Source organism: Lutimaribacter pacificus (genome assembly GCF_900142185.1).
Lineage (GTDB): Bacteria > Pseudomonadota > Alphaproteobacteria > Rhodobacterales > Rhodobacteraceae > Lutimaribacter > Lutimaribacter pacificus.
Map to the genome: position 1 here is coordinate 127,395 of NZ_FQZZ01000002.1, position 25,082 is coordinate 152,476.

At 65.8% G+C, this 25,082-nt stretch carries 28 protein-coding genes; 16 read left to right on the top strand and 12 right to left on the bottom strand.

Annotated features, from left to right (window positions below):
• The first annotated feature begins 135 nt into the window (after window positions 1-135).
• The 5 genes from puuE to F3H87_RS06650 all read left to right on the top strand — a co-directional run bounded on the left by puuE (window position 136) and on the right by F3H87_RS06650 (window position 5,625).
• Window positions 136-1,548: an allantoinase PuuE gene (puuE, locus tag F3H87_RS06630; protein ID WP_149787804.1), complete on the top strand. Its 1,413-nt coding sequence runs from the start codon at window positions 136-138 to the stop codon at window positions 1,546-1,548.
• Window positions 1,545-2,357, top strand: a complete 813-nt coding sequence (locus tag F3H87_RS06635) for a bifunctional allantoicase/(S)-ureidoglycine aminohydrolase (protein ID WP_149787805.1) — start codon at window positions 1,545-1,547, stop codon at window positions 2,355-2,357. The genes puuE and F3H87_RS06635 overlap by 4 nt, the downstream gene beginning before the upstream one ends.
• Before the next feature lie 7 nt (window positions 2,358-2,364).
• Entirely contained in the window at window positions 2,365-2,850 is a 486-nt protein-coding gene (locus tag F3H87_RS06640; RefSeq protein ID WP_223227992.1) for an ureidoglycolate lyase, read from the top strand.
• 54 nt (window positions 2,851-2,904) lie between these two features.
• Window positions 2,905-4,254 carry a uracil-xanthine permease family protein gene (locus tag F3H87_RS06645; RefSeq protein WP_149787806.1) on the top strand — a complete coding sequence of 450 codons (1,350 nt, stop codon included), beginning with the start codon at window positions 2,905-2,907 and terminating at the stop codon, window positions 4,252-4,254.
• 138 nt (window positions 4,255-4,392) lie between these two features.
• Entirely contained in the window at window positions 4,393-5,625 is a 1,233-nt protein-coding gene (locus tag F3H87_RS06650) for an MFS transporter (RefSeq protein ID WP_149787807.1), read from the top strand.
• A gap of 12 nt (window positions 5,626-5,637) precedes the next feature.
• On the opposite strand, the gene F3H87_RS06655 is transcribed toward F3H87_RS06650, so the two are convergent.
• The 5 genes from F3H87_RS06655 to F3H87_RS06675 are packed head-to-tail and all read right to left on the bottom strand — an operon-like array spanning window position 5,638 to window position 10,262.
• Window positions 5,638-6,558: an ornithine cyclodeaminase family protein gene (locus tag F3H87_RS06655; RefSeq protein WP_149787808.1), complete on the bottom strand. Its 921-nt coding sequence runs from the start codon at window positions 6,556-6,558 to the stop codon at window positions 5,638-5,640.
• Window position 6,559: 1 nt separating this feature from the next.
• Window positions 6,560-7,009, bottom strand: coding sequence for a YaiI/YqxD family protein (locus F3H87_RS06660; protein WP_149787809.1), 450 nt, complete (start codon window positions 7,007-7,009; stop codon window positions 6,560-6,562).
• On the bottom strand, window positions 7,006-8,433 hold the full coding sequence (gene sthA / locus F3H87_RS06665; protein WP_149787810.1) for a Si-specific NAD(P)(+) transhydrogenase: 1,428 nt from the start codon (window positions 8,431-8,433) through the stop codon (window positions 7,006-7,008). The genes F3H87_RS06660 and sthA overlap by 4 nt, the downstream gene beginning before the upstream one ends.
• Window positions 8,434-8,441: 8 nt before the next feature.
• Window positions 8,442-9,272: an S-formylglutathione hydrolase gene (gene fghA, locus F3H87_RS06670; RefSeq protein ID WP_149787811.1), complete on the bottom strand. Its 831-nt coding sequence runs from the start codon at window positions 9,270-9,272 to the stop codon at window positions 8,442-8,444.
• A 60-nt stretch (window positions 9,273-9,332) separates the two neighbouring features.
• Window positions 9,333-10,262 carry an AEC family transporter gene (locus tag F3H87_RS06675; RefSeq protein ID WP_149787812.1) on the bottom strand — a complete coding sequence of 310 codons (930 nt, stop codon included), beginning with the start codon at window positions 10,260-10,262 and terminating at the stop codon, window positions 9,333-9,335.
• 457 nt (window positions 10,263-10,719) lie between these two features.
• On the opposite strand from F3H87_RS06675, the gene F3H87_RS06680 reads away from it, so the two are divergent.
• The 3 genes from F3H87_RS06680 (at window position 10,720) to F3H87_RS06690 (ending at window position 13,147) form a co-directional block, all read left to right on the top strand.
• On the top strand, window positions 10,720-10,989 hold the full coding sequence (locus F3H87_RS06680) for a type II toxin-antitoxin system Phd/YefM family antitoxin (RefSeq protein ID WP_149787813.1): 270 nt from the start codon (window positions 10,720-10,722) through the stop codon (window positions 10,987-10,989).
• Window positions 10,990-11,156: 167 nt separating this feature from the next.
• Window positions 11,157-11,594, top strand: coding sequence for a universal stress protein (locus F3H87_RS06685; protein WP_149787814.1), 438 nt, complete (start codon window positions 11,157-11,159; stop codon window positions 11,592-11,594).
• A gap of 11 nt (window positions 11,595-11,605) precedes the next feature.
• A complete protein-coding gene (locus tag F3H87_RS06690; RefSeq protein ID WP_149787815.1) occupies window positions 11,606-13,147 on the top strand; it encodes an alanine/glycine:cation symporter family protein in 1,542 nt (513 codons plus the stop codon).
• A gap of 45 nt (window positions 13,148-13,192) precedes the next feature.
• On the opposite strand, the gene mbfA is transcribed toward F3H87_RS06690, so the two are convergent.
• The gene (mbfA, locus tag F3H87_RS06695) at window positions 13,193-14,167 is read right to left on the bottom strand and encodes an iron exporter MbfA (protein ID WP_149787816.1); all 975 of its coding nucleotides are present in this window, start codon (window positions 14,165-14,167) and stop codon (window positions 13,193-13,195) included.
• Window positions 14,168-14,284: 117 nt separating this feature from the next.
• Here mbfA and F3H87_RS06700 point away from each other — a divergent pair, with 117 nt between their 5' ends.
• The 4 genes from F3H87_RS06700 (at window position 14,285) to F3H87_RS06715 (ending at window position 16,607) form a co-directional block, all read left to right on the top strand.
• The gene (locus F3H87_RS06700) at window positions 14,285-14,905 is read left to right on the top strand and encodes a TetR/AcrR family transcriptional regulator (RefSeq protein WP_149787817.1); all 621 of its coding nucleotides are present in this window, start codon (window positions 14,285-14,287) and stop codon (window positions 14,903-14,905) included.
• 176 nt (window positions 14,906-15,081) lie between these two features.
• Window positions 15,082-15,531 carry a hypothetical protein gene (locus F3H87_RS06705; RefSeq protein WP_149787818.1) on the top strand — a complete coding sequence of 150 codons (450 nt, stop codon included), beginning with the start codon at window positions 15,082-15,084 and terminating at the stop codon, window positions 15,529-15,531.
• A gap of 82 nt (window positions 15,532-15,613) precedes the next feature.
• Complete coding sequence (locus F3H87_RS06710; protein ID WP_149787819.1) at window positions 15,614-16,063, top strand: hypothetical protein; 450 nt, start codon at window positions 15,614-15,616, stop codon at window positions 16,061-16,063.
• 94 nt (window positions 16,064-16,157) lie between these two features.
• Entirely contained in the window at window positions 16,158-16,607 is a 450-nt protein-coding gene (locus tag F3H87_RS06715) for a hypothetical protein (protein WP_149787820.1), read from the top strand.
• Window positions 16,608-16,686: 79 nt separating this feature from the next.
• On the opposite strand, the gene F3H87_RS06720 is transcribed toward F3H87_RS06715, so the two are convergent.
• The 4 genes from F3H87_RS06720 to F3H87_RS06735 are packed head-to-tail and all read right to left on the bottom strand — an operon-like array spanning window position 16,687 to window position 19,496.
• Entirely contained in the window at window positions 16,687-17,400 is a 714-nt protein-coding gene (locus F3H87_RS06720) for an NYN domain-containing protein (RefSeq protein WP_149787821.1), read from the bottom strand.
• On the bottom strand, window positions 17,390-17,815 hold the full coding sequence (locus F3H87_RS06725) for a hypothetical protein (protein WP_149787822.1): 426 nt from the start codon (window positions 17,813-17,815) through the stop codon (window positions 17,390-17,392). Before F3H87_RS06725 ends, F3H87_RS06720 begins: the two co-directional genes overlap by 11 nt.
• Window positions 17,816-17,824: 9 nt before the next feature.
• Window positions 17,825-18,316 (bottom strand): GNAT family N-acetyltransferase, encoded by a 492-nt coding sequence (locus F3H87_RS06730; RefSeq protein ID WP_223227993.1) that lies wholly within the window; start codon window positions 18,314-18,316, stop codon window positions 17,825-17,827.
• A gap of 52 nt (window positions 18,317-18,368) precedes the next feature.
• A complete protein-coding gene (locus tag F3H87_RS06735; protein ID WP_149787823.1) occupies window positions 18,369-19,496 on the bottom strand; it encodes an S-(hydroxymethyl)glutathione dehydrogenase/class III alcohol dehydrogenase in 1,128 nt (375 codons plus the stop codon).
• Between the two features lie 167 nt (window positions 19,497-19,663).
• Between F3H87_RS06735 and F3H87_RS06740 the strand changes: the two genes are divergently transcribed.
• From F3H87_RS06740 to F3H87_RS06755, 4 genes are all read left to right on the top strand, one after another.
• Window positions 19,664-20,986 carry a DUF1963 domain-containing protein gene (locus F3H87_RS06740; RefSeq protein ID WP_149787824.1) on the top strand — a complete coding sequence of 441 codons (1,323 nt, stop codon included), beginning with the start codon at window positions 19,664-19,666 and terminating at the stop codon, window positions 20,984-20,986.
• An 82-nt stretch (window positions 20,987-21,068) separates the two neighbouring features.
• Window positions 21,069-22,730: a Y-family DNA polymerase gene (locus tag F3H87_RS06745; RefSeq protein WP_149787825.1), complete on the top strand. Its 1,662-nt coding sequence runs from the start codon at window positions 21,069-21,071 to the stop codon at window positions 22,728-22,730.
• A gap of 70 nt (window positions 22,731-22,800) precedes the next feature.
• Window positions 22,801-23,064, top strand: coding sequence for a hypothetical protein (locus F3H87_RS06750; RefSeq protein ID WP_223227994.1), 264 nt, complete (start codon window positions 22,801-22,803; stop codon window positions 23,062-23,064).
• Window positions 23,057-23,464, top strand: a complete 408-nt coding sequence (locus tag F3H87_RS06755; protein ID WP_149787826.1) for a type II toxin-antitoxin system HicB family antitoxin — start codon at window positions 23,057-23,059, stop codon at window positions 23,462-23,464. Before F3H87_RS06750 ends, F3H87_RS06755 begins: the two co-directional genes overlap by 8 nt.
• 13 nt (window positions 23,465-23,477) lie before the next feature.
• Here the strand turns inward: F3H87_RS06755 and F3H87_RS06760 are convergent, their stop codons facing one another.
• Window positions 23,478-23,945, bottom strand: coding sequence for an SRPBCC family protein (locus F3H87_RS06760; protein ID WP_149787827.1), 468 nt, complete (start codon window positions 23,943-23,945; stop codon window positions 23,478-23,480).
• Window positions 23,946-24,021: 76 nt separating this feature from the next.
• Window positions 24,022-25,014, bottom strand: a complete 993-nt coding sequence (nudC, locus tag F3H87_RS06765) for an NAD(+) diphosphatase (RefSeq protein WP_149787828.1) — start codon at window positions 25,012-25,014, stop codon at window positions 24,022-24,024.
• Window positions 25,015-25,082 lie beyond the last annotated feature (68 nt).

Below are 25,082 nucleotides of genomic sequence, written 5' to 3' on the forward strand. Positions count from 1 at the left end.
CTAACCTAGCGGATGGGCGGCATCCGCACAGGCAAAAACGGAATTTTCCGGCTTGCGAAAGTGTTTCAAAGATTTTTTGAAACTGGCAAGGGGGGCGGCTGCTTTAAAACCCATTCAATTGTGAAGGAGCAAGCGATGCCACGCTACCCGCGCGACATGATCGGTTATGGCGCCAATCCGCCCGATGCCCGTTGGCCCGGCGGCGCGAAAGTCGCCGTGCAATTCGTGCTGAACTACGAAGAGGGCGGTGAGAACTGCATCCTGCACGGCGATGCCGCGTCCGAGGCGTTCCTGTCCGATATCGCCGGTGCCCAGCCCTGGCAGGGCCAGCGGCACTGGAACATGGAATCGATTTACGACTACGGCGCGCGTGCCGGGTTCTGGCGGCTGCACCGGCTGTTCACCGGCGCCGGTATCCCGGTGACGATCTACGGCGTCGCAACCGCGCTGGCCCGCAGCCCCGAACAGGTGGGCGCGATGCAGGACGCGGGCTGGGAAATCGCGTCGCACGGGCTGAAATGGGTCGAACACCGCGACATGCCCGAGGATCAGGAACGCGCCCAGATCGCCGAAGCCATTCGCCTGCATACCGAGGTCGTGGGCGAGCGCCCGCTGGGCTGGTATACCGGGCGTTGCAGCGAAAACACTGTGCGCTTGGTCGCCGAGGAAGGCGGGTTCGCCTATATCTCCGACACCTATGACGACGACCTACCCTACTGGATCGAGGTCGGAGAGCGTGACCAGCTGATCATTCCCTACACGCTGGAAGCCAACGATATGCGCTTTGCCACCGCGCCGGGCTATATCACGGGCGAGCAGTTCTTTACCTATCTCAGGGACGCGTTCGATGTGCTCTATGCCGAGGGGCAGGAAGGGGCGCCGAAAATGCTGAGCATCGGGTTGCACTGTCGCCTGATCGGACGGCCCGGCAAGCTGGCCGGGCTCAAGCGGTTCATCGACTACATACAAGGGTTCGATGGCGTCTGGACGCCGCGCCGGATCGACATCGCCCGCCACTGGGCCGAAACCCACCCGCACACGCGCAAGGCCCGGCCCAGCCGGATGGACCGTGAAACATTCACCGAAACATACGGTGGCGTATTTGAGCATTCCCGCTGGATCGCCGACCGCGCCTTCGATCTGGAGCTTGGCCCGGCCCACGATACCCTGGCGGGCCTGCACAACGCGTTGGCCCGCATCTTTCGCAGCGCCAGCCATGACGAACGGCTGGGCGTGCTGACCGCCCACCCCGACCTGGCGGGCAAGCTGGCCGCGGCCAAACGCCTGACCGCCGACTCCACCGCCGAACAGGCCAGCGCGGGGCTCGATGCGCTGACCGATGCGGAACGCGCGCGGTTCACCGAGCTGAACACCGCCTACGTGGCCAGGCACGGCTTTCCCTTCATCATCGCCGTGCGCGACCACGACAAGGCGTCGATCCTTGCCGCGTTCGAAACGCGCCTTGCCAACGACACCGAAACCGAGTTCGAAACCGCCTGCAAACAGGTCGAGCGTATCGCCCGCCTGCGGCTGGAGGATATGCTGTGACCTATACCTTTCCCCCCGGTGGCCTGCCCGATCAGTCGGGCGATCCCGAAGGCACCGCCGTCTTTACTCCGGCCTACGCGGTTCTGCCCGCCTGCACGATGCGCGACATCGTTACCAGCCATCTGCCCGGCTGGACCGATACCCGCGCATGGATCATCGCCCGCCCGCTGACGGGCTTTGCCGAAACTTTCGCGCAATACGCGGTCGAGGTCGCGCCGGGCGGCGGGTCGGACACGCCCGAACCGGACACGCGCGCGCAGGCCGCGATCCTCGTGACCGGGGGCGAAATGACGCTGACCATCGGCAGCCAGAACCATACGCTGACGTCGGGTGGCTATGCCTATATCCATCCCGGGGCGGTCTGGACGGTCAGGAACGGCGGCAGCGCGCCGCTTCAGTTCCACTGGATACGCAAGCGGTACGAACCCGCGCCGGGCATCGACACGCCCGAAAGCTTCGTTACCTCGGATCGTGACATGCCGGTCAACTGGATGCCCGGCACCGACAAATGGGGCACCACGCGCTTTGTCGATCCGGCCGACCTGCGTCACGACATGCACGCCAATATCGTGACCTTCCTGCCCGGCGGCCGCATCCCCTTTGCCGAAACGCATGTGATGGAGCACGGGCTGTACGTGTTGCAGGGCACCGCCCGCTACCTGCTGAACAAGGACTGGGTCGAGGTCGGCCCCGGCGATTTCATGTGGCTGCGCGCCTTCTGCCCGCAGGCCTGCATCGCCACGGGCGACGAACCCTTCCGTTATCTTCTGTACAAGGACGTCAACCGCCACCCCCGGCTGACATTGTGACCCGACCATGCCCATGATTCGCATCGACCCCCTGACCGCCTCTGCCTTCGCCCCGTTCGGTGACGTGCTGGAGGCCGCGGGTGGGCCCGACCGGATCATCAACCGGGGCTTCTGCGGGCGCTGGCACGATCGCGCAAAGCTGGATTTCGGCCCGGACGGGCGCGCGGGCATCAGCATCTTCCGGGCCGAGCCGCGCGCGCTGCCCTATACGCTCGACCTTGTCGAACGGCACCCCGACGGCAGCCAGGCCTTCCTGCCCATGCATGAACAGGACTGGCTGGTGATCGTGGCCGAGGATGCAGGCGGCACGCCCGTGAATTTCCGCGCCTTCCGCGCCGCCGCCGGTCAGGGGGTGAATTTCCACCGTGGCACGTGGCACGGCGTGCTGACCCCGCTGCACGAACCGGGGCTGTTCGCGGTGGTGGACCGCATCGGCCCCACGCCGAACCTGCAGGAATTCACGCTCGATCCACCGATCACGGTCGGGCCCTAACCATGAAAAGACCCGGAGGAACCGGGAAAACCCCAACAAGGAGACACAGGGACAATGGCAGACACCTCACTGGGAACCGCGGAACAGCTCCGCGATCCGAACTATACCCCACCCATCGCGCAGGCGGTGCCGCTGGGCATCCAGCACGTGCTGGCGATGTTCGTATCCAACGTCACGCCCGCGATCATCGTCGCGGGCGCCGCGGGCTTCGGGTTCGGGTCGAACAGCCCGGATTTCCCCAACATGATCTACATGATCCAGATGTCGATGCTGTTCGCCGGTATCGCCACTCTGTTCCAGTCGATCGGCATGGGGCCGGTGGGCGCACGGCTGCCGATCGTGCAGGGCACCTCCTTTGCGTTTCTGCCGGTGATGATCCCGGCGGTCGCCGGGCAGGGCATTGAGGGGATGGCCGGGCTGATGACCGGCGTGGTGATCGGCGGCATCTTCCATTTCTGCCTTGGCACGGTGATCGGGCGCATCCGTTTCGCGCTGCCGCCGCTGGTGACGGGGCTGATCGTGCTGATGATCGGCCTGTCGCTGATCAAGGTGGGCATCCAGTATGCCGCCGGTGGCGTGCCCCTGATCGGCACGCCCGAATACGGCTCGGCCGCGATGTGGACACCGGCGTTCGTGGTGATCCTCGTGACCCTGGTGCTCAAGTTCTTTACCCGCGGGCTGATCTCGGTCGCGGCGGTTCTGGTCGGCCTGATCGCGGGCTACCTTGTCGCGCTGGCGATGGGGCAGGTGAATTTCGCCAATGTCGGCCGCGCCGCCGTGTTCGCGCCGCCCATGCCCTTCAAATGGGGGATCGAGTTCAACAGCGCCATCATCATCGGCATGTGCTTCATGGCGGTCATCTCGGCCATCGAAACGGTGGGTGACGTCAGCGGCATCTGCAAGGGTGGCGCCGGGCGCGAGGCAACCGACAAGGAAATCAGCGGCGCGACCTATGCCGACGGTCTGGGCACCGCCATCGCCGGCGTGTTCGGCGGCCTGCCCAACACCTCGTTCAGCCAGAATGTCGGCCTGATCTCGATGACCGGCGTCATGAGCCGCCACGTCGTCACTATCGGCGCGGTCTTCCTGATCGTCTGCGGGCTGCTGCCCAAGATCGGCGCCATCGTATCGACCGTGCCGATCAACGTGCTGGGCGGCGGCGTGATCGTGATGTTCGGCATGGTGGCTGCGGCCGGCGTCAACATGCTGGCCGACGTGACGTGGAACCGCCGCAACATGGTGATCTTCGCCGTGTCGCTGTCGGTGGGCCTGGGCCTGCAACTGGAACCCGGCGCATTGCAGCACCTGCCGCGCACGCTGCAGATCCTGCTGACCAGCGGCCTGCTGCCGGCGGCGGCGCTGTCGATCATCCTGAACCTCGTCCTGCCCGAAGAGCTGGACTGAGGCACGGCGCAACCGCGCGAACCGGGCCGGGGCGGCGCTGCCCCGGCCCTTTCGTTTTCCGAGGAGAGGAAAAGGTAACACGTATTGACCTTGCTCCGCGCCCGACGCAAAGTCGCGGCCGCGCGACAGGAGGAACCGATGGAAACGAAAACCCCGATAATGACCCCAGTTCTGATCGTGGGCTGCGTGATCATCCTTGTCGGTTTTGCCATCCGGGCCAGTTTCGGGGTGTTCCAGATTCCCATCGCGCAGGAATTCGGCTGGCTCCGGGCCGAGTTCAGCCTTGCCATCGCCATCCAGAACCTCGCCTGGGGGATCGGCCAGCCGCTTTTCGGTGCGGTGGCCGAAAAGATGGGCGACCGGATGGCGATCGTCGTCGGTGCGCTGACCTATGCCGCGGGGCTGGTCCTGTCGTCCTTTGCGGTGACGCCCGAAGCGCATCAGATGCTGGAAATCCTTGTGGGCTTCGGCATCGCGGGCACCGGGTTCGGTGTGATCCTGGCCGTGGTCGGCCGCGCCAGCAGCGACGAGAACCGCTCGATGAGCCTGGCCATCGCCACCGCCGCCGGGTCGGCGGGGCAGGTTTTCGGCGCGCCGGTGGCCGAATGGCTGCTGTCGATGATGCCCTGGCAACAGGTGTTCATGGTCTTTGCCGCGGCGATCCTGGCCACGCTGCTGTTGCTGCCGGCGATGCGCGCCCCCGCCGCCAGCCGCGCCGAGATCGAGGAAAGCATGGGCACGATCCTGCGCCGCGCCTTCCGCGACCCGTCCTATACGCTGATCTTCCTGGGCTTCTTTTCCTGCGGCTATCAACTGGCCTTCATCACCGCGCATTTCCCCGCCTTCGTGACCGAAATGTGCGGCCCCATCGCGCCGGGCGGGTTGCTGGACAGCATCGGCATCGGCACCACCTCGGCCCTTGGCGCGGTGGCGATCTCGCTGATCGGGATGGCCAATATCGCGGGCACGCTGACCGCCGGCTGGCTGGGCAAGCGGTATTCCAAGAAATACCTGCTGGCGGCCATCTATACCGGGCGCACATTCGTTGCGGCGGCGTTCATCCTGTTTCCGATCACCCCGGCAACCGTGCTGCTGTTCTCGGTCGCGATGGGGGCGCTGTGGCTGGCGACGGTGCCGCTGACCAGCGGGCTGATCGCCCATATCTACGGGCTGCGCTACATGGGCACGCTTTATGGCATCGTGTTCTTTTCCCACCAGCTTGGCGGGTTCCTGGGCGTCTGGCTGGGTGGGCGAATGTATGACGCCTATGGCGACTACACCACCGTATGGTGGATCGGCGTCGCGGTCGGCGCGTTTTCCGCCATCGTCCATTTGCCGGTGAAGGAACGACAGATCACCGCGCCTGCGTGACCCGGCCGGCCGCTAGGCCCGGTGTTGCCGCCACTGGTTCAGGATATACCGGCTGGTCATCAGGTCCAGATGCGCGCCGCCGCCATTCTTGAACAGGGTGATTTCGTCGTCGGACATGCGCGCAAACCGGTCCGGGGCGTAGTAATCCGCGATCAGGTCGTCCCGCGCGATCGCCCCGGTTTCCAGCGGTATCCTGATTTCCCCGATATGGCCCACCGTCGTGTCATAGCTGTCGACGAACACCCGCGCGCGGCGCATCGCCTCGTCATCGGCTTCGCGCATGTCGGGGCGATAGGCGCCGATCAGGTCGATATGCTGCCCGGGCCGGAACCAGTCGCCGTGCAATACCGGCTCGGTGCTCATGGTGGCGCTGGTGACGATATCGGCAGCACGCACCGCAGCCTCAAGATCGGTCGCCACCCGCATTCCGGGAAAAGCGGCGGCCATCTTTTCGGCATTCGAAACCGTGCGGTTCCAGACGGTAAAGCGCGCGTCGGGAAATGCGGCACCATAAGCCTGACGCAACGAGTGCCCCACCGTGCCCGCGCCCACGATCAGGATCTCGCGGCTGTCGGGCCGCGCCAGCTTGCGCGCGGCGCACAGGGAATCCCCGGCGGTTTTCCACTTGGTCACAAGGTGGAAATCCACCAGCGCCTCCAGCGCGCCGGTCTTGTCGTCGAACAGCGTGACCGCGCCGTTCACCATCGGCCGGCCCTTGCCCGGATTGCCGGGAAAGACGGTGGCCGATTTCACCGCCAGCCCCATACCGTCGATCCACGCCGCGCGGTTCAGCAGCGTGTCGGGATCGCGGTAAAGAAAGATATCGTCGATCTGCGCCCTGGGCAGCCTGTGGCCTGCATCCAGCGCCTCGGTCAGCGCGATCCAGTCCAGCAGTTTCTCGCCCTCGGCGAAGGGAATGAAGGGAACCGTCATGCTACCCCCGTTGCGCCGCGCGGATCGCGCGTTCCAGCGCGTCGAGGAAACGGGAGCGGTCGGCCTTTGTAAACCCCTTGCCGCCCCCCTGCATGAACGGGTTCGAGGCCCGCAGGTCCGCCATCAGGTCGCGCGTGGCCAGCACGTTGCCGATATTGGCGGCGGTCAATGCCTCGCCATTAGGTTTCAGCACCAGCGCCCCGTTTTCCACGCAGCGCGCGGCCAGCGGGATATCGCCCGTCACCACCACGTCGCCGGGGCCCGCGCGCTCGGCGATCCACATATCGGCCACGTCCGGCCCTTCGGGCACGATCACGGTTTCCACCAGCGGGTTTTGCGACGGGCGCAGCCCGCCATTGCTGACCACTTTCATCGGCAGCTTGTGGCGCGTCGCCACGCGCTCGGCCTCGGATTTGACCGGGCAGGCGTCGGCGTCGATGTAAAGCGTCATAACCCCTTCTTGCCCTTGGGCACCTTGTATTCCTCGGGGATGGGCATCCGGTTGAACGCATCCAGCCCCGCGATGCGATAGGCCTCGGCCAGCGTGGGGTAGTTAAAGGTATTCTGCACGAAATAATCCACCGTGCCCTTCAGGTTCAGCACCGCCTGCGCGATGTGGATCAACTCGGTCGCGCCTTCGCCCACGATCTGCACGCCCAGCACGCGGCGGGTTTTCAGGCTGACCAGCATCTTCAGCATCCCGTGCTCCAGCCCCATGATATGCCCCCGGCTGGTTTCGCGGAACCGCGCCACGCCGACCTCGTACGGGATGCCGCGTTCCTGCATTTCCTCTTCGCTCATGCCGCAGGTGCTGATCTCGGGGACCGAGTAGATGCCATAGGGAAACCACGGGCTTTCCGGCAGCGTGGGGGTGTCGAGCGCATGACACGCCGCCACCCGCCCCTGCTGCAAGGATGTCGAGGCCAGCGAGGGGTGGCCGATCACGTCGCCGGCCGCATAGATATGCGGCACACCCGTCTGATAGCTTTTGCGGTCCACGGTCAGCCGCCCGCGATGGTCGGTTTCCAGGCCCACCGCCTCAAGCCCCAGCTTTTCGGTCGCGCCCATGCGCCCGGCGGCGAACAGCATCATCTCGGCGCGCACGTGGCGACCGTTGTCCAGGCTGATCTCGACATGCCCGCCATTGTCCTCGATCTTCTCGACCTTGGAGCCAAGCCGCAGGTCGACGCCGTTTTCCTTGATCTGGTGGGTAAAGTCCGACATCAGCGCGGTGTCGATGAAATCGAGGAACGTGTCGCGCGGCTCGATCAGCGTCACCCGCACGTCGAGCGCGGAAAACATCGTGGCGTATTCCACCCCGATCACGCCCGCGCCCACCACGGCCAGCGAACGGGGAATTTCCGCCATGTCCAGGAACTCGTCACTGTCCAGAACCGTGCGCCCGTTGAACGGCACGTAATCGGGGCGATAGGTGCGGGTGCCGGTGGCGATCAGGAACTTGTCGCCGGTGATGCGGCGGGTTTCATCCGCCTCGGTCGCAACCTCGATCTCGTTGGGGCCGGTAAAACGGGCAAAACCGTGGAGCGTGTCGACATGGTTGCGGTTGAACTGGTGCTCCAGCACGTCGACCTCGTGCTCCAGCGTCATGTGCAGCCGGGCCTTCAGGTCGTCGGCCCCGATATCCTCTTTCACCCGGTAGGAACGGCCGTAGAAACTGCGCTCGCGCCAGCCCGACAGGTTCAGCACCGTTTCGCGCAGGGTTTTCGACGGGATCGTGCCGGTATGCACCGAAACCCCGCCCATCCTGTCCTTGCGGTCGACGACCAGCACCTTGCGCCGCAGCTTGCCCGACTGGATCGCCGCCGCGCGGCCCGCCGGGCCCGAGCCGATGATGATGAGATCGTAATCCGCCATGCCGATGCTCAGGCGTAAAGGGCTTCGGCATGGAAGGCGACGTGATCCTCCATGAAACTCGAAACAAAGAAATAGCTGTGGTCATATCCCTTTTGCAGCCGCAGCGTGGCGGGGATGCGGCGGGCGGCCACCGCTTCGGCCAGCGCCTCGGGTTGCAGCAGGTCGATGAACTGGTCGCTGCTGCCGGTGTCGATCAGCAGCGGGATGTCCAGCCCCTTGTCGCGCATCGTCAGCGTGGCGTCATGGGCGGCCCATTTGGTTTCGTCGCTGCCCAGGTAGGCACTTAGCTGCTTGCGGCCCCAGTCGCCATTCGTCGGGTGGCAGATCGGGCTGAAGGCGCTGACCGAGCGGAACCGCCCCGGCAGCCCCATCGCCAGCGTCAGCGCGCCATGCCCGCCCATCGAATGCCCGGTGATCGCCTGCCTCTCGGGGTCGAGCGCGAAGGCATCGAACACCAGTTCGGGCAGGTCGGTGGCGATGTAATCCCACATGCGGAAATGCGGCGCCCAGGGCGCCTCGGTCGCGTTCACGTAGAACCCCGCGCCCTGGCCCAGGTCATAGGCCTCGTCGTCGGCCACGCCTTCGCCGCGCGGCGAAGTATCGGGGAAAATCAAGGCGATACCCTGTTCCGCCGCCCAGCCCTGCGCACCCGCCTTGACCATCGCGTTCTCATGGGTGCAGGTCAGGCCGCTGAGATACCACAGCACCGGCACCGGGCCATCCTGCGCCTCTTCGGGCAGGAACAGGCCGAAGGTCATGTCGCAGCCGGTGGCGTTGGAGCTGTGGGTGTAAACGCCCTGAATGCCACCGAAGCAGCGGTTTTCCGAAACGGTTTTCATGGGATACCCCCTTTGTCCTGTCGGTTCATGGCTATCCGAGCCGCGGCCGCGCGGCAAGGTTCAGAAGCCCGAGACCCAGGCGATCACGGCCGAGACCGTGACGATGGAAAAACCCGTCGAGATCAGGATCGAGGCGGACACACGTTGTGGTGCCACGCCGTAGTGCTGCGCCAACATGTAGACGTTTCCGGCCACCGGCAGAGAGGCGGCGGCGATCATGACGCCGGCGGCATATGGCTCGACCGGGAACAGCACCAGCGCGCCGACGGCCACGGCGGCGGGGTGCAGGATCAGCTTGCAGAAGCTGAGCCAGCCGGCGACGGTCAGGCGCTCGGCCGACTTGGTGGCGAGGCTGGCGCCGATGGCGAACAGCGCGCCGGGGGTGGCGGCGGCGCCGAGGATGGACACGAAATCATTGAGCGGTCCGGGGATCGGGATTTCCAGCGCCGACCAGGAAAGCCCGATGCAAATACTTACGATCATTGGATTTTTCAAAAGGCCCATACCCACGGTGCGCAGGATGCCAAGGCCCACACGCCCATCGCGCGCGCCCGTGATCAGGATCACGATGAGAGAGCCGAAAACGATCAGGTCCATGGCCACGACCAGCATGACCGGGGCGATGGCGGGCTCGCCCAGCAGCATGACGAGCATGGGAATCCCGAGGAATCCGACATTTCCGACGACCGCGCATTGGGACTCGACGGCGGCTTCCTCGACGCTCAGGCGGCGCAGGAACGAGACGCCGGTGGCGATGCCGTAGACGAGTGCGGTGCCCCAGAGATAGGCAAAGACGAACTGGAGGTCGAACACCTCTGTTAACGAAAGGTTGGCCGAGAAGCGGAACAGCATTGCCGACAGCGCGAAGTAGAACACGAACTTCGTCAGGGCGGCGGTCGCCTCTTCGGTAAAAAATCCTGTCTTTCCAGCGCCGTAACCCAGTCCGATCAGGGCAAAGAAAGGCAGGGTCTGAAGGAAGATCTGGATCATGGCGCCCTTCGTAGCATGGGGGGCGGTGCGGTCAATGGCGGACATGCGCGGGCCGGGCCGGAAATGCCGACCGCGCGGTTTGGCGGGAAAACCGCGCGGTTTCGGAAACGGGATCGACGGTGGATTTTCCTGTGTAAGAGCCGGGCAATTGCCACGTCACAGGGCGGCAGTCGGGCGCCGGGGCGGACGTGGTTCATGGTTGCCAAGCACCTGAAATGTCGGGGCTTTCCGTCGCTGCCACGAAATCGCCAGGCCGGGGGCGATCCGGCGATCGCGCGGTGGGGGCTGTGCCCCATCTGGGCTGCGCAGGATACTTTGTCCGGCCCGGCGGGAAGGCGATTTTCATCAATCGCGCGGCTTTCCCCCGAAACCGCGCGGTTCTGAACGCTCCGCGCGCTGCCCCAGGGCGCCGTTAACCCGCGACCGCCAGAGTGCCCGAAACAGAGCGAGGTGCGAGATGGCGAAACCCGGCGCCGCCCGGCCGATCCAGATGGCAGAGTTGCGCCGCCGTCCCGGAACCCTGATCCGGGCGGTGGCGCATCAGGGGCAGAGATTTGTGATCTTCAACAACCGGAAGGAAATGGCCGCGCTGGTGCGCGTCGCCGATCTGGATGCGCTGGAACGTGCGGGCGGGCAGAGCACCGAACGGCAGATCGAACAGATGCTGGAGCGGCTGGGCGGGCACGATGCCTTGCGCCGGTTGTTGCGGGTGATGGACGGGTTCTGACGGGCCGGGGCCGTCAGGAAAAGATGTGTCAAGAGTGTTTATTTCGCGCCCAGGGCGTTTTTTTCTTGTTTGAAACGCAAATCAGCGGGCAGAATTTCGGGAAGATCGCGGCCCGGACCGCGTGGATCGGGGATGCGGTCGTCACAACGGACGGAGGGCACCCCGACATGAGTAACGAGACCTACGTGGTCGCCTATGAGGACAGCGAAGGCCAGCATGTGCTGGATTACGCTGTCGAACAGGCGAAGAAATCCGGCGCCAGCCTGTATATCATACATGTGCTGGAATGGTCGCCATACGCATTCCTGACACCGCAGGAACTGGAGGAACGGCACAAGCGCCGCTCGGAAGAGAGCGGGCGGGCGCAAAGCCTTATCCTCGATCCGGCGGTCAAGCACGCGCAGGATGCCGGCGTCAGCGCCGAGGGCAAGATCCGCTATGGCCAGGTTGTCGAGATCGTGGTGGAGACCGCGAAAAAGCTGAATGCCTCGATGATCTTCGTGGGGCGTGGCGGCGGCAACGGGCTGGGCGCGCGCATCTTCGGGTCGGTCCCGCTGGGGCTGGCGCAGGTTGCGCCGGTTCCAACCGTCATCGTACCGCAATGAGAGGGCCAGCCATGTCGTATCATCGTTTTCCAGCGGCCCTTGCCGCGCTTTGCGCCCTGTCGGGACCGGCGGCCGCGCAATCCATCGACGAGACCATCAACCGGATCTTCGCGGACTATACGGGCTGGTATGTCGGCCTGATCTTTGCCGACCTGCCGGGCACGAACTTTTCGTGGATCGCGCTGTGGCTGGTGGTGGCCGCGCTGATATTCACCTTTTACTTCGGGTTCATCCAGATCAAGGGTTTCGCCCATTCGATCCGGCTGGTGAAGGGGGATTACTCGGACCCCGACGATGCCGGCGAGGTCAGCCATTTCCAGGCGCTGGCAACGGCGCTGTCGGGCACCGTGGGGCTGGGCAACATCGCCGGCGTGGCGGTGGCCGTTGGCATCGGCGGGCCGGGCGCGACATTCTGGATGGTCCTGGCGGGCCTGTTCGGTATGGCCACGAAGTTCACCGAATGTACGCTGGGCGTGAAATACCGCAACGAATACCCCGACGGCACGGTGTCGGGCGGACCGATGTATTACATCACCAAGGGCTTCAAGGAGCGTGGCCTGCCCGGCGGCCCGATCCTGGCGGTGCTGTTCTGCATCTTCACCATCCTCGGTGCGCTGGGTGGCGGCAACATGTTCCAGGCCAACCAGGCCCATGCGCAGATATCGAACGTGCTGGGCGACTTTCCCGGCTGGATCACCGGGCTGGTGATTGCCGTAATCACCTTCATGGTGATCGCGGGCGGGCTGAAATCCATCGCGCGCGTGACCGAGAAGGTGGTGCCGTTCATGGGCATCTTCTATGTGCTGGTGTCGGTGGTGATCCTGATCATGAATGCCGACATGATCGCCTGGGCGTTTGGCCAGATCTTTGCCGGGGCCTTTACCGGGCTGGGCGTGGCCGGCGGGTTCACCGGGGCGCTGATCCAGGGGTTCCGCCGGGCCGCGTTTTCGAACGAGGCCGGTATCGGGTCGGCCGCCATCGCCCACTCGGCGGTGCGCACAAAGGAGCCGGTGACCGAAGGCTATGTTGCCCTGCTGGAGCCGTTCATCGACACGGTGGTGATCTGCACCATGACCGCGCTGGTGATCGTCATCACCGGGGTTCTGAATGTCGATCCCGAAACCGGGCTGTATGTCTGGAACGCCGATGCGGGCCGTATCTCGACCGAGGGCGAGGTGGTCGGCGTGGCGCTGACCTCGGCCGCCTATGCAAAGGCGTTCGGCTGGTTCCCGGTGCTGCTGGCGGTCGCGGTGGTGCTGTTCGCGTTCTCGACCATGATCAGCTGGTCCTATTACGGGCTGAAGGCCTGGACCTACCTGTTCGGCGAGGGCGCGGCCAAGGAGATCGTGTTCAAGGTGATCTTCTGCCTGTTCATCGTGATCGGCGCCTCGGCGAACCTGGGGCCGGTGATCGACTTTTCCGACGCGATGCTGTTCTCGATGGCGATCGTGAACATCATCGCGCTCTATCTGCTGATGCCCATCGTGCGCGGTGAGCTGGGCAGCTATGTCGAGCGGCTGCGGTCGGGGCAGATCACCCGTTACAAGGGTTGAGCGAAGGGGGCGCGCGGCGGTGTCGCGCGCCCTTTCCCAAGGCGCCTAGCCGCTGCCGATCAGCGCACCGGCGGCAAAGACCAGCGCGCCGCCCAGAACCACCTGGAAGGTCGCGCGCAGGAACGGCGTTTCCATGTACTTGTTCTGAATCCAGGCGATCGCCCACAATTCGATGAACACCACGACGAAGGCGATGATCGTCGCGGTCCAGAATTCGGGGATGAGGTAAGGCAGCGCGTGGCCCAGCCCGCCCAGCATCGTCATCACGCCGGAGGCCACGCCGCGTTTCCACGGGCTGCCGCGGCCCGACAATTCGCCATCGTCCGAGGCGGCCTCGGTAAAGCCCATCGAGATGCCCGCGCCGACCGAGGCGGCAAGGCCGACCAGGAAGGTCGTCCAGGTATCCTGCGTGGCGAAGGCGGTGGCGAAGATCGGCGCCAGCGTCGAGACCGAGCCATCCATCAGCCCGGCAAGGCCCGGCTGCACCCATGTCAGCACGAACTGCCGGTGTGAGGCGCGTTCCTCGGACGCGCGGGCGTCTTCGGTCAGGTGCTGCGCCTCCAGATCGCCGGCTTTGGTCTGGTGCCCGGCCTCGGCGGCGGCAAGATCGCCCAGCAGCTTGCGCGTGTCGGCATCGGATGTGCGTTTCGCGGCGGTGAGATAGAAATGCTCGGCATCGCGTTCCATCGCCTCGGCCTCTTCGCGGATGCGTTCGATGCCGAGGTTTTCGACCAGCCAGACCGGGCGGCGGGCGTAGTAGCCGGCCACATGTTCGCGCCGGATCAGCGGGATCACCTCGCCGAAACGTTTGCGGTGCAGCTCGATCAGGCGCTGGCGGTGGCCGTCCTCTTCGCTGGCCATGCCGTCGAAGATGCGGGCGGTATCGGGGAAATCGGCGCGCAGCATTTCGGCGTAGGAACGGTAGATGCGGGCGTCGTCCTCTTCCGAGGAAATGGCGAGCGCCAGGATTTCCTGTTCGCTGAGGTCGCGGAAATGGCGGCGTTGGGTGAAGAAGCGCATGGCGTGTCCGTTTATTAGAATTATTCTAAAATAACACCGGGCACCGGGGATGCAACACCCGCGCTTGCCGAAACTGAACCGCACGGTTTAAACTCAACTGACGGGGAGGGTTTGTCCATGGGTGCAACCGCCGCAGCGGCCATTCGCCGGGGGCGCAAGTTCGGCCAGGTTCTGCAGGGCGCGCGCGAGGTGTTCCTGCGGGACGGGTTCGAAGGCGCGTCGGTGGACGACATCGCGCGGGCGGCGGGGGTGTCCAAGGCGACGCTCTATGCCTATTTCCCCGACAAGAAGATCCTGTTCTTCGAGGTGGTGCGCACCGAATGCCAGCGCCAGGCCGAACTGGCGGTCGACCGCATCGACGAGGCCGCCCCGCCGGAGAAGGTGCTGAAAACGGTGGCGTGGCGGTTCGTGCCGTTTGTGCTGTCGGATTTCGCGCGGCGCATCTTTCGCATCTGCCTGGCCGAGGCGGACCGCTTCCCGGAACTGGGGCGGGTGTTCTATGAAAGCGGCCCGGCGCTGGGCCACGCGCACCTGGCCACCTACCTGCGCGCGGCCGCGGCGCGCGGCGAATTGCGGATCGAGGATTTCGACCTGGCCGCCGCGCAATTTTCCGAACTGTGCAAGGCCCATGTCTGGACACGCTCGGCCTTTGGCGTGCAGACAGAATTTTCGCAGGACGAGTTGACCCGCGTGATCGACGGTGCGGTGGGCACGTTCCTTGCCCGCTATGGCGTGTAAGCGGCGACACTACGGATGTAAGGGGCTGAGTATCGGTGCGCGATCCGCGACGAACGCGGCGCGTCAGTCAATCCGCGCGTGGCACAGGGCCGGGGGGTTCGCGCATAGGTTGACATCCTCCACCCCTGCTGTTCTTCTCGGCTCCGGTGCGATCCAGAAACCGACGGAGCCTGTGCATGATCAAGCGAGCCCTGATAATGACGTCCTTCGTGGTGATGTCGGCGATCCCTGCCGCTGCCCAGACGGAGACCGATCCCGATGCGCCGGTCGGGGCAGGGGATGACTGCGCCGCGATACTTGCCCGGCCGGAATTCGCTGAACTGACCGGAGTCGAACTGACCCGGTTGAAGTCGACGGGGCAGGGGGAGGTGCTGCTGGGGAAAACCTGCCCGAAAGACGTTATCGAAACCTATTTCCTGGACCGCGGTTGGGTACTGCTCGCCGAAGGGGTCATGAGCGCGCCATACGTTCGTCCCGAAATGGCCCCCGGCACCGATTGGCGGAAATACTGTCTGCAGCGGTTTTTCCTGCTGCGGTGGCTGGGGGTGAAACCGTGTCGGGCAACCGCTGACTTTTTCACCCGTAATGACGTTATAACGATCATCACTGCGGGAATGAGTATATGAGGAGAGGCCCCATGCCCGCCTGCGCCGAACCGTTCAGCGTCCGCCGGGCCGGGTGCGATCCAGAAACCGACGGAGCCTGTGCATGATCAAGCGAGCCCTGATAATGACGTCCTTCGTGGTGATGTCGGCGGTCCCCGTGGCCGCCCAGACGGAGACCGATCCCGATGCGCCGGTTGGTGCGGAAGATGACTGCGCCGCGATACTTGCCCGGCCGGAATTCGCTGAACTGACCGGAGTCGAACTGACCCGGTTGGGTTCAACCGGGCAGGGGGAGGTACTGCTGGGGAAAACCTGCCCGAAAGATGTTATCGAAACCTATTTCCTGGACCGGGGTTGGGTACTGTCCGCGGAGGGGGTCACGAACGCGCAATACGCTCGTCCCGAAGCGGCCCCCGGCACCGATTGGCGGAACTACTGTCTGCAGCGGTTTTTCCTGCTGCGGTGGCTGGGGGTGAAACCGTGTCGGGCAATCGCTAATATTTACTCCCGTAATGACGTTATAACGCTTATTACTGCGAGCAATATTATATGAGGGGACGCCTCATACCCATCCATGCCGAACCGTTCTGGGGATCGGGGAGCGTTCGCCGGGCCGGGTGCGATCCAGAAACCGACGGAGCCTGTGCATGATAAAGCGAGCCCTGATGGTGACGTCCTTCGTGGTGATGTCGGCGGTCCCCGTGGCCGCCCAGACGGAGACCGGTCCCGATGCGCCGGTCGGGGCAGGGGATGACTGCACCGCGATACTTGCCCGGCCGGAATTCGCTGAACTGACCGGAGTCGAACTGACCCGGTTGGGTTCAACGGGGCAGGGGGAGGTACTGCTGGGGAAAACCTGCCCGAAAGACGTTATCGAAACCTATTTCCTGGACCGGGGTTGGGTACTGCTCGCCGAAGGGGTCATGAGCGCGCAATACGCTCGTCCCGAAATGGCCCCCGGCACCGATTGGCGGAAATACTGTCTGCAGCGGTTTTTCCTGCTGCGGTGGCTGGGGGTGAAACCGTGTCGGGCAACCGCTGACTTTTTCACCCGTAATGACGTTATAACGATCATCACTGCGGGAATGAGTATATGAGGGGACGCCTCATACTCATCCATGCCGAACCGTTCTGGGGATCGGGGAGCGTCCGCCGGACCGGCCTGCCTGTCCGGTCCTAGTCGATCCGGCGCAGCAAAAGCTGGTTGCCGGGGCCCTTCTTGGTCTCGAACACCTTGAGTTCGGCCACCAGTTCGCTGAGCTTGCGCTTGCCGTAGCTGCGGCTGTCGAAATCGGGGTGGTCGGCCTGTATCTGCTGGCCGATGCGGCCCAGCGGATACCAGTCGTCGTCCTGGTCGACCTTTTCCATCGCGTCGTAGATCAGTTGCCGCGCGGCGGCCATCGCCTGCTGGCTGAGGCCGGGTTTCGGGCCGTCCCTTTTCGGCTCGTCCGCCTGCGCGATATTCTCGATCGCGACGAAGCGGTTGCAGGCGTTCTTGAGCGCGGGCGGGGCCTTTTGTTCGCCGATGCCGATCACCGTCAGGCCCTGTTCGCGGATGCGGCTTGCCAGCCTTGTGAAATCGCTGTCGGAACTGACCAGCACGAACCCGTCGAAATGCCCGGCGTGCAGGATATCCATCGCGTCGATCACCAGCCCGATATCGGAGGAGTTCTTGCCGCGTGTGGCGGCGGTCTGCTGGTATTGCACGAGGCCCAGTTCCTGCGCGACCCGCGTCCAGCCCGAAAGGTGGTTGTTGCCCCAGTCGCCATAGACGCGGCGCAGGCCCGGTTCGCCGAAGCTGGTGACCTCTTTCAGGATCGCATCGGCGTATTTCGCGGGCACGTTGTCGGCGTCGATCAGCACGGCAAGCAGGGGGGTGTCAGTGGCCATTCTGGAACATCTCCGTATCGAGGTCGGCGCAGGTGGTTCGCCCTTGCCAGAGGGTATAGAGGGCTTTAGCGCGGGCCGCATCGTTTTCCTGGAAGTAAAGCACGCCGCTGTCGATCCGTTCGCGCACGATGGGGGTCAGCAGCAGGTGGCCGCAGGCGCGGACCTGCATCGGCTGGCCGATCGCCTGCCCGGTCAGCGCGGCCAGATCGGCGGCGGCATCGGGCGTCACGCGCAGGTGGATATCGGCGGCGGTGCCGTTCTCCGAAAGCTGCATATCCGCGATGTCGCCGGGATGGAGGCGAAGCTGCTGCCCGGCGGCATGGAACGACAGCACGGGGTTACCCTGGGCCGTTGCCGGGCCGGGCAGGGCCATCGCGGCGGCGACGATCAGGGCAAGGGGGCGGAGCGGGGTCATTGCGGCACCTTAGACCAGCGGCCGGAACATGACGAGCGCATCGACATAGCCCTGCTGCGGGTGGCGGAAGGCGCCGGGCAGGCGGCCGACGATGTCGAACCCGGCACCTTCCCAGGTGGCGATGGCGCGGCTGTTGGTCGACACGACAAAGTTGAACTGCATGGCGCGAAAGCCGAAACCCGGCGCGGCGTCGAGCGAATGGGCCAGCATCGCGCGGGCCACGCCACGGCCGCGCGCGGCGGGTGCGGTGATATAGCCGCAATTGCAGACATGGCTGCCGCCGCCCTTCTGGTTGCGCACCATGTAATAGGTGCCAAGGGCTTCGCCCCCGTCCTGGGCCAGGAACACGCGGCGTTCGGGGCCGAACCAGTAGGCCAGCGCATCGTCGCGCGGGATATCGGGGTCGATGGCATAGGTGTCGCCGGCGCGGAACACCGGTTCGAGCATCGTCCAGACGGCATCGTCGTCGGCGCGCGTGGCGGGGCGGATCGTCAGGGTCATCGGTGCGGGCCCTTGCAGGGTGGGCAGGTCTGCCCACCCCTGTCGTGCCGGGTCAGTAGATCACGACCGAGCGGATGGATTCGCCCTTGTGCATCAGGTCGAAGGCGTCGTTGATCTTTTCCAGCGGCATGGTGTGGGTGATCATGGAGTCGATCTCGATCTTCCCGTCCACGTACCAGTCGACGAATTTCGGCACGTCGGTGCGGCCCTTTGCGCCGCCGAAGGCCGTGCCTTTCCACGTGCGCCCGGTGACAAGCTGGAAGGGACGGGTGCTGATCTCGGCCCCTGCCGGCGCCACGCCGATGATGACCGACACGCCCCAGCCGCGATGCGAACATTCCAGCGCGTCGCGCATCACCTTGACGTTGCCGGTGGCGTCGAAGGAGTAATCCACGCCGCCGATCTGGTCACGCTCGGTTTTCGTCAGATCGACGATGGCCTGCACCGTGTTGTCGACCCTGGAGGGGTTGACGAAATGGGTCATGCCGAATTTCTTTGCCATCTCGGCCTTGTCGTCGTTCAGGTCGACGCCGATGATCATGTCGGCCCCCGCCATGCGCAGGCCCTGGATCACGTTCAGCCCGATCCCGCCAAGGCCGAACACGGCAGCGGTGCTGCCGATCTCGACCCCCGCGGTATTGATCACCGCGCCGATGCCGGTGGTGACGCCGCAGCCGATATAGCAGATCTTGTCGAAGGGCGCGTCCTCGCGCACCCTGGCCAGCGCGATTTCGGGCATCACGGTGTGGTTGGCGAAGGTCGAGCAGCCCATGTAGTGATAGATCGGCGTGCCATCCAGCATGGAAAACCGGGTGGTGCCGTCGGGCATCAGGCCCTGCCCTTGCGTGTTGCGGATCGCGGTGCAGAGGTTGGTCTTGCCCGACAGGCAGGACGGGCATTCGCGGCATTCCGGGGTGTAGAGCGGGATCACGTGATCGCCGGGTTTCAGCGTGGTGACGCCTTCGCCCACCTCGAGCACGACGCCCGCGCCTTCGTGGCCGAGGATCGAGGGAAAGATGCCTTCGGGGTCGGCGCCCGACAGGGTGAATTCGTCGGTATGGCAGATGCCGGTGGCCCGGATCTCGACCAGCACCTCGCCGGCTTTCGGGCCTTCGAGGTTCACCTCCATGATTTCCAACGGTTTTCCGGCCTCGAGGGCCACGGCGGCTTTGGTGCGCATTTTCCTGTTCCTCCGCGGATTGCGATCCTGCGAACCCTGCTGCAATCGTGCCGGTAATTCAAGCGTGGAACGGGGCCGCCGGATGACGCGGGATTTTCAGCGCAGGGCCGCAAATTCACCACATTCCGGCGGGAAAATCGGGGCCTCACCGGCAGAAGGATGCAGCTATGCTCGGATTTCTGGACAAGCTGAAAAAGGCCGTTGTCCGCGAGGAAAAAAACCCCGAACTGGCCGATGCCGACCCGATGGCCGCGAGCGAGGCGGCCTGGGACGAACAGGTGCGGCGCGAATTCCTGGAATGGCACGAAACCGCGACGCTGCGCGAGGGGCCGGCGGTTTCGCCGCATGACGGGCCGGTGCGGCTGCGCCCGGTGATGCCGCTGCCGGGGCAGGACGTGTCGGGCAGCTGGATCGGCGGCCTGCCCTGCCTGCCGCCGGAAATGCCCTGGCCGGTCATCGGCGACAGGCCGGCGCTGTTCCTGGCGCAGATAGATTGCAGCGAATTGCCGGCAGAGCTGTGGGGCGGCGCGGGGCCGCGCACCGGCTGGCTGGTGTTCTTCCTGGCGCAGGACCGCCTGTCGGAACTGTGCGTGCGCCATGTGGACGGCGCGCTGGAAAATCGCAACCCGCCGGGCGTGCTGAACTATCCGCGCGGGCTGAACTGGCCGGCGGCGCTGCCGCAGGGGATATGGCCGGATTACGGGCAGATGCCCCGCTGGCCCGTGGTGGTGGAACCGATCGCCGAACTGCCCGCCGAAAGCGGGATCGAGCGCAAGATGAACAGCAGGAACCTGCCGCGGCAGGAGTGCTATCGTGATTTCAGCATGTGCAACGGGCGCTACCCGTTCGACTGGGTGACGGCGCTGCTGCTGCTGCACAGCGCGGCCGAGGATCTCAGCCGCTGGGCCGGGGTTTACCGGGACCGCCAGGTCAAGGGCGAGGACGAGGCCGGCGAATTGTTGCACAGCAGCGAGGCCGCCGCGCGCAACGTGGCGCGGCTGATCGGCGGGGTCGAACGCGCCCGTGCCCGCGCCCGGTTCAACGACGAAGCCGCCGAACTGGTGGTCGAGGGGCTGCGCCGGGTGAAGCGCAAGGTCGAGATCTGGGACGACGATGGCCGCAGGGTGGTGGCCGCGCCGGTGATCGGATCGAGCACGGTGATGCGCCAGTACCTGCCGCTGGCCGAGATGCGCGCGCGGCAGATCTATTGCGCCGACCCCGGGGCGCTGCCCGAGGCGCAGCGCGCCTATTACGAACGGCTGTGGCTGTCGGATGCCGGGTTCGAAAGCGGCTATATGGGCGGGCGGCCCGAGGGCTCGTTCTTCGAGGGGTATGTGGATACCGGCGCGGTGCCGCTGTTGCTGCTGCCGACCAGCGACCTGATGGGCTGGATGTGGGGCGATCTTGGCGATCTGGGCATCTTCATCCGCGGCAGCGATCTGGAGGTGGGCCATTGGGACAGCGCCTGGGCGGCGGATACCCACGAGTGATACCCGTGTGCCGGTGGCGGGGCTGGACTCGACTCGCGCAGCGTCCTATCAGGAACATATCGTGAACAAAGCGGGGTGCCCCATGCCCGGCAAACGTGTGCTGTCCCTGTGGTTTCCGCGTCTGGGCGCCGAACGTCTGTTGCGCGTGTTGCGCGTGCCGGACGGGTCGGTGCCCTTTGCCGTGCTGCGCGATACCGGGCAGATGCAGGTGATCGCCTCGCTGAACGAGGCGGGCAGCCGGGCGGGGCTGCGGGTGGGCCAGCCGATGCGCGACGCGATGGCGATGTGCCCCGACCTGATGACACGGTTGCAGAACCTGCAGGCCGAGGCGGCGTTCCTGACGACGCTGCGCCGCTGGGCCACGCGGTTTTCGCCCTGGGTGGCCCTGCAGGGGGCGGATGCGCTGATGCTGGACATCACCGGCTGCGCGCATCTGTTCGGCGGCGAAGAGGCGCTGATCGCGCGGATCGGGGACGATTGCGCGCGCCACGGGCTGAGCGTGCGGTGCGGCATCGCCGACACCCCCGGCGCGGCCTGGGCGCTGGCGCGGTTCGCCGGCGGCGCGGTGAGCCACAACCGCAGCGGCGACGCCATCGACCAGGAGGCGCGCGCCACCCGCGCCCGTGCCGTCAGGCGCCGGACCTGGGAACGCGGCGGCGCGGCGCCGGTGCAGGGCGCGGCGCGGGCGCCCGGCCACCGCATCGCCGCCCCCGGCCAGACCCGCAGCGCGCTGGAACCGCTGCCGGTGGCGGCTTTGCGGCTGGAGCCCGAGATGGTGGAAAAGCTGGGCCGGCTGGGCCTGCGGCGGATCGGCGACCTGGCGGGGCAGCCGCGCGCCGCGCTGGCCCGGCGTTTTGGTGTCGGGCTGGTGCGGCGGCTGGACCAGGCGCTGGGCGCCGAGCCCGAGCCGATCGGTCCCGTGCGCCAGGACACGGCACTGGCCACGCGGCTGACCCTGCCCGAGCCGATCGGGCTGGAGGCCGATGTGCTGGCCGCGCTGGACCGGCTGGTCCCGCGGCTGTGCGCCATGCTGCGTGACCGCGGGCTGGGCGCGCGCGCCGTGCGGCTGCAGGCGTATCGCGCCGATGGCACGATGGCGGCGTTAAGCGTCGGGCTGGCCCGCCCCGCGCAGGAGCCCGAACGCATCCGCCCGCTGCTGGCGATGAAGCTGGGCGAACTGGATGCCGGGTTCGGCATCGACATGCTGCGGCTTGAGGCGGTGCAGGCCGAACCCGTCCATGCCACCGCCCATACCGGCCATGCCGGGGCGGCGCTGGCCGCGCGCGGGCGGATGGAGCAGGCAAATGCGCTGGACGACCTGATCGGGCGGATGGGCGCGCGGATCGGGCTGGAGGCGATCACCCGCCGCCATCCCGGCGAAAGCCATATCCCGGAAAAGGGCGCGCAGGTGCTGGCCGCCGCCTGGTCGGCCCCGCATGACGGGCCCTGGCCGGAACCGCCCGCGCCGCGCCCGCTGCTGATGTGGCGGCCCGAGCCGGTGCAGGCCCCCGACCGGCCGCACCTGCCCGGCAGCTTTCGCTGGCGGCGGCAGGATTTCCGCGTGGCCCATGCGCGCGGGCCCGAGCGCATCGCGCCGGAATGGTGGCTGGACGACCCGGAATGGCGGTCGGGCACGCGGGATTACTGGGTGGTCACCACGGACAGGGGCGCGCGGCTGTGGCTGTTCTTTGCCCACGGCGCGGCGCTGAGCGCGGGCTGGTTCTGCCAGGGCAGTTTCGGGTGAGGGGGCCTGCCGGCCGTCGTTAATCTTAACTTAATCTATTTTGAGTTGTGTTTGCCAAAAGGGGCAAGCATTGGGAAAAGCGGAGAAAACCTTTGCGCGCATGGCAGCAAATCCGCGCGACTGGAAGATAAACGACATAAAATCCGTGTGCCGCCGGTTTGGCCTGTTCTGCGATCCACCGTCGAGCGGAAGTCACTACAAAGTGTACAGCGACTACCTTGAGGGCATGTTGACGATCCCCGCTCACAGGCCGATCAAGCCCATATACATCAAGCAGTTTGTCAGCTATGCGAAAGCGCACAGGCTGAAAGTGGAGGAGCAAGGCAATGGATGAATATCTTGTCGTCGTCGTTCCGCTTTCCGACGAAGATGGCGGTGGATACCTTGGCATCGCGCCGGATCTTCAGGGGTGTATGTCGGACGGCGAAACCCGCGAGGACGCAGTTCGGAATGTCGAGGCCGCCATTGCCGAATGGATAAATGCGCAGAAGAAACGCGGCGTTGCCATTCCCAAGCCGGGCGCTGCCGGCGAACGCGCGAATGAGCGGCAGAAGTCGCTTCTGAAGGCGCTGAAGGCACTGACCGATTATGTCGATCATGCCGACGGGCGGATCAGGGACCTGGAGCGCGCCCTCGAAGAGGCAATCCGCCGTGTTCCCGACTGGGAAGCCAGCCTGCCCCTGTTCCTGGCGGCCGGGGGATCGGCCCATTCGGTGACGACCGGGCAGCACTGAGGCCGGTACCCCGTCACGCCATCCGGGTATATCGATCCTCGATATCCTTGGCGTAGTCGGCGACGCGCAGGTGGAACTTGCGGTTCAGGTTGCTGCGGGCCAGTTTCAGCGATTGCACCAGCAGCCGTGCCGACAGGGTTTTCGGCGACAGTTTCAGCGACACGCTCATCCGTGTGCGCTGCCGGGACAGGGCCACGAGGTCGATCACCATCCCGGCCTCGAGCCCCTGTGACCCGCCGGTGAACGCCATCTGGTTGGGCGGGTCGTAGGTGCCGAGCGTCACGGCCACCTCGCGTTCGCGCCCGCGCAGCATGAAGCGTGCGTTCCAGCTCATGCCTTCGCCGGGTTCGCGCAGCGTGTCGGTGCGCTGCACCTCGGCGCCGCGGCGCATGGCGGCGCGTTCGAACCCGTCGAAATCCGAGAGCATCTGGAACACCGCGTCGATCGGCGCGGCGATATCTTCCCTGGTGGCAAATTTCATGGTTCTGCTCGTTACCTTACTATGGGCACTATGGGCGATCCCTGCACCCGTGTTTCGCCGATGGGCACTTGTCGTGTCAATCCAGCCGGTCCGCAAGCCAGTTGCGCAACAAAAACCCGGCTATGGCACCATGTCGCGGGGGCAGGATGCGGGGGTGTTGCCGGGCCATCACGGCAAGCATCTCTTCGCGGGTCACCCAGAGCGCCTCTTCGATCTCGACGGGGTCGATCGTGATCTCGTGGCTGGTCGCTTCGCCATGGCAGCCCAGCATCAGCGATGCGGGAAACGGCCAGGGCTGGCTGGCAAGGTAGGAGACCGGCCCGACGCGCACGCCGGCCTCTTCCCAGACCTCGCGGCGCACTGCGGCCTCGACCGTTTCGCCGGGTTCGACGAAACCCGCCAGCAGCGAATACATCCCCTCGGGCCAGCCGTGGCTGCGGCCCAGCAGCACCGAATTGCCGTGGGTGATCAGCATGATGACCACCGGGTCGGTGCGCGGGAAATGATGCGCGCCGCAAGACGGGCAATCGGCCTGCCAGCCGGCCTGGCTGACGGTGTTTTCCGCCCCGCAGCGCGCACAGAAGCGGTGGCTGCGGTGCCACAGGAACAGCGCCCGCGCGGTGGCGGCCAGTTCGGCGTCGCGCGGGGACAGCCCGGCCATGACGGCGCGCAATTCGCGGAACCTGTGGGTTTCGGGCAGGGACGGGTGGTGCTGTTCGCTGCGGTCGAGAAAGCTGTTGAGCGCGGCATCGTCCACCGCGCCGGGGGCCCAGGCCGAAAGGTCATGGGCAAAGACGGCCGCGCCGCCCTCGCGCCCCAGCAGGATCGGGGGCGTGCCCGCCGCCTCGGCCCGGATCGGGTGATCCATCGGCAGGCGCACCAGCGCCGCGCCGGGCCGGCCGGTTTCGTCGGGGGCTGTGTCGGCCATCAGCGGCTTGCCCCGCCAGAGCGCGATGGCGCGGCTTTCCGGGGCCTGCGCCAGTGAGGCGAGCGCCGCGCTGTCGCCGCGCAGTTCGGCCGCGCGATCCAGCGCCGAGCCGCCGAAGGTCACCGTTTCCGCGATACGCATGGTCGTGTTCCTGTCGCCTGTGCCGGGTGGCGCGACATTGCCAGCGCCCGCGCGGAAAGAAAACCCGC

Excerpts from the sequence above, each read along its gene's own strand:
- puuE (WP_149787804.1), top strand. The coding sequence starts at position 136 with ATGCCACGCTACCCGCGCGACATGATCGGTTATGGCGCCAATCCGCCC.
- F3H87_RS06640 (WP_223227992.1), top strand. The coding sequence starts at position 2,365 with ATGCCCATGATTCGCATCGACCCCCTGACCGCCTCTGCCTTCGCCCCG.
- F3H87_RS06645 (WP_149787806.1), top strand. The coding sequence starts at position 2,905 with ATGGCAGACACCTCACTGGGAACCGCGGAACAGCTCCGCGATCCGAAC.
- F3H87_RS06650 (WP_149787807.1), top strand. The coding sequence starts at position 4,393 with ATGGAAACGAAAACCCCGATAATGACCCCAGTTCTGATCGTGGGCTGC.
- F3H87_RS06655 (WP_149787808.1), bottom strand. The coding sequence starts at position 6,558 with ATGACGGTTCCCTTCATTCCCTTCGCCGAGGGCGAGAAACTGCTGGAC.
- F3H87_RS06660 (WP_149787809.1), bottom strand. The coding sequence starts at position 7,009 with ATGACGCTTTACATCGACGCCGACGCCTGCCCGGTCAAATCCGAGGCC.
- sthA (WP_149787810.1), bottom strand. The coding sequence starts at position 8,433 with ATGGCGGATTACGATCTCATCATCATCGGCTCGGGCCCGGCGGGCCGC.
- fghA (WP_149787811.1), bottom strand. The coding sequence starts at position 9,272 with ATGAAAACCGTTTCGGAAAACCGCTGCTTCGGTGGCATTCAGGGCGTT.
- F3H87_RS06675 (WP_149787812.1), bottom strand. The coding sequence starts at position 10,262 with ATGATCCAGATCTTCCTTCAGACCCTGCCTTTCTTTGCCCTGATCGGA.
- F3H87_RS06680 (WP_149787813.1), top strand. The coding sequence starts at position 10,720 with ATGGCGAAACCCGGCGCCGCCCGGCCGATCCAGATGGCAGAGTTGCGC.
- F3H87_RS06685 (WP_149787814.1), top strand. The coding sequence starts at position 11,157 with ATGAGTAACGAGACCTACGTGGTCGCCTATGAGGACAGCGAAGGCCAG.
- F3H87_RS06690 (WP_149787815.1), top strand. The coding sequence starts at position 11,606 with ATGTCGTATCATCGTTTTCCAGCGGCCCTTGCCGCGCTTTGCGCCCTG.
- mbfA (WP_149787816.1), bottom strand. The coding sequence starts at position 14,167 with ATGCGCTTCTTCACCCAACGCCGCCATTTCCGCGACCTCAGCGAACAG.
- F3H87_RS06700 (WP_149787817.1), top strand. The coding sequence starts at position 14,285 with ATGGGTGCAACCGCCGCAGCGGCCATTCGCCGGGGGCGCAAGTTCGGC.
- F3H87_RS06705 (WP_149787818.1), top strand. The coding sequence starts at position 15,082 with ATGATCAAGCGAGCCCTGATAATGACGTCCTTCGTGGTGATGTCGGCG.
- F3H87_RS06710 (WP_149787819.1), top strand. The coding sequence starts at position 15,614 with ATGATCAAGCGAGCCCTGATAATGACGTCCTTCGTGGTGATGTCGGCG.
- F3H87_RS06715 (WP_149787820.1), top strand. The coding sequence starts at position 16,158 with ATGATAAAGCGAGCCCTGATGGTGACGTCCTTCGTGGTGATGTCGGCG.
- F3H87_RS06720 (WP_149787821.1), bottom strand. The coding sequence starts at position 17,400 with ATGGCCACTGACACCCCCCTGCTTGCCGTGCTGATCGACGCCGACAAC.
- F3H87_RS06725 (WP_149787822.1), bottom strand. The coding sequence starts at position 17,815 with ATGACCCCGCTCCGCCCCCTTGCCCTGATCGTCGCCGCCGCGATGGCC.
- F3H87_RS06730 (WP_223227993.1), bottom strand. The coding sequence starts at position 18,316 with ATGACCCTGACGATCCGCCCCGCCACGCGCGCCGACGACGATGCCGTC.
- F3H87_RS06735 (WP_149787823.1), bottom strand. The coding sequence starts at position 19,496 with ATGCGCACCAAAGCCGCCGTGGCCCTCGAGGCCGGAAAACCGTTGGAA.
- F3H87_RS06740 (WP_149787824.1), top strand. The coding sequence starts at position 19,664 with ATGCTCGGATTTCTGGACAAGCTGAAAAAGGCCGTTGTCCGCGAGGAA.
- F3H87_RS06745 (WP_149787825.1), top strand. The coding sequence starts at position 21,069 with ATGCCCGGCAAACGTGTGCTGTCCCTGTGGTTTCCGCGTCTGGGCGCC.
- F3H87_RS06755 (WP_149787826.1), top strand. The coding sequence starts at position 23,057 with ATGGATGAATATCTTGTCGTCGTCGTTCCGCTTTCCGACGAAGATGGC.
- F3H87_RS06760 (WP_149787827.1), bottom strand. The coding sequence starts at position 23,945 with ATGAAATTTGCCACCAGGGAAGATATCGCCGCGCCGATCGACGCGGTG.
- nudC (WP_149787828.1), bottom strand. The coding sequence starts at position 25,014 with ATGCGTATCGCGGAAACGGTGACCTTCGGCGGCTCGGCGCTGGATCGC.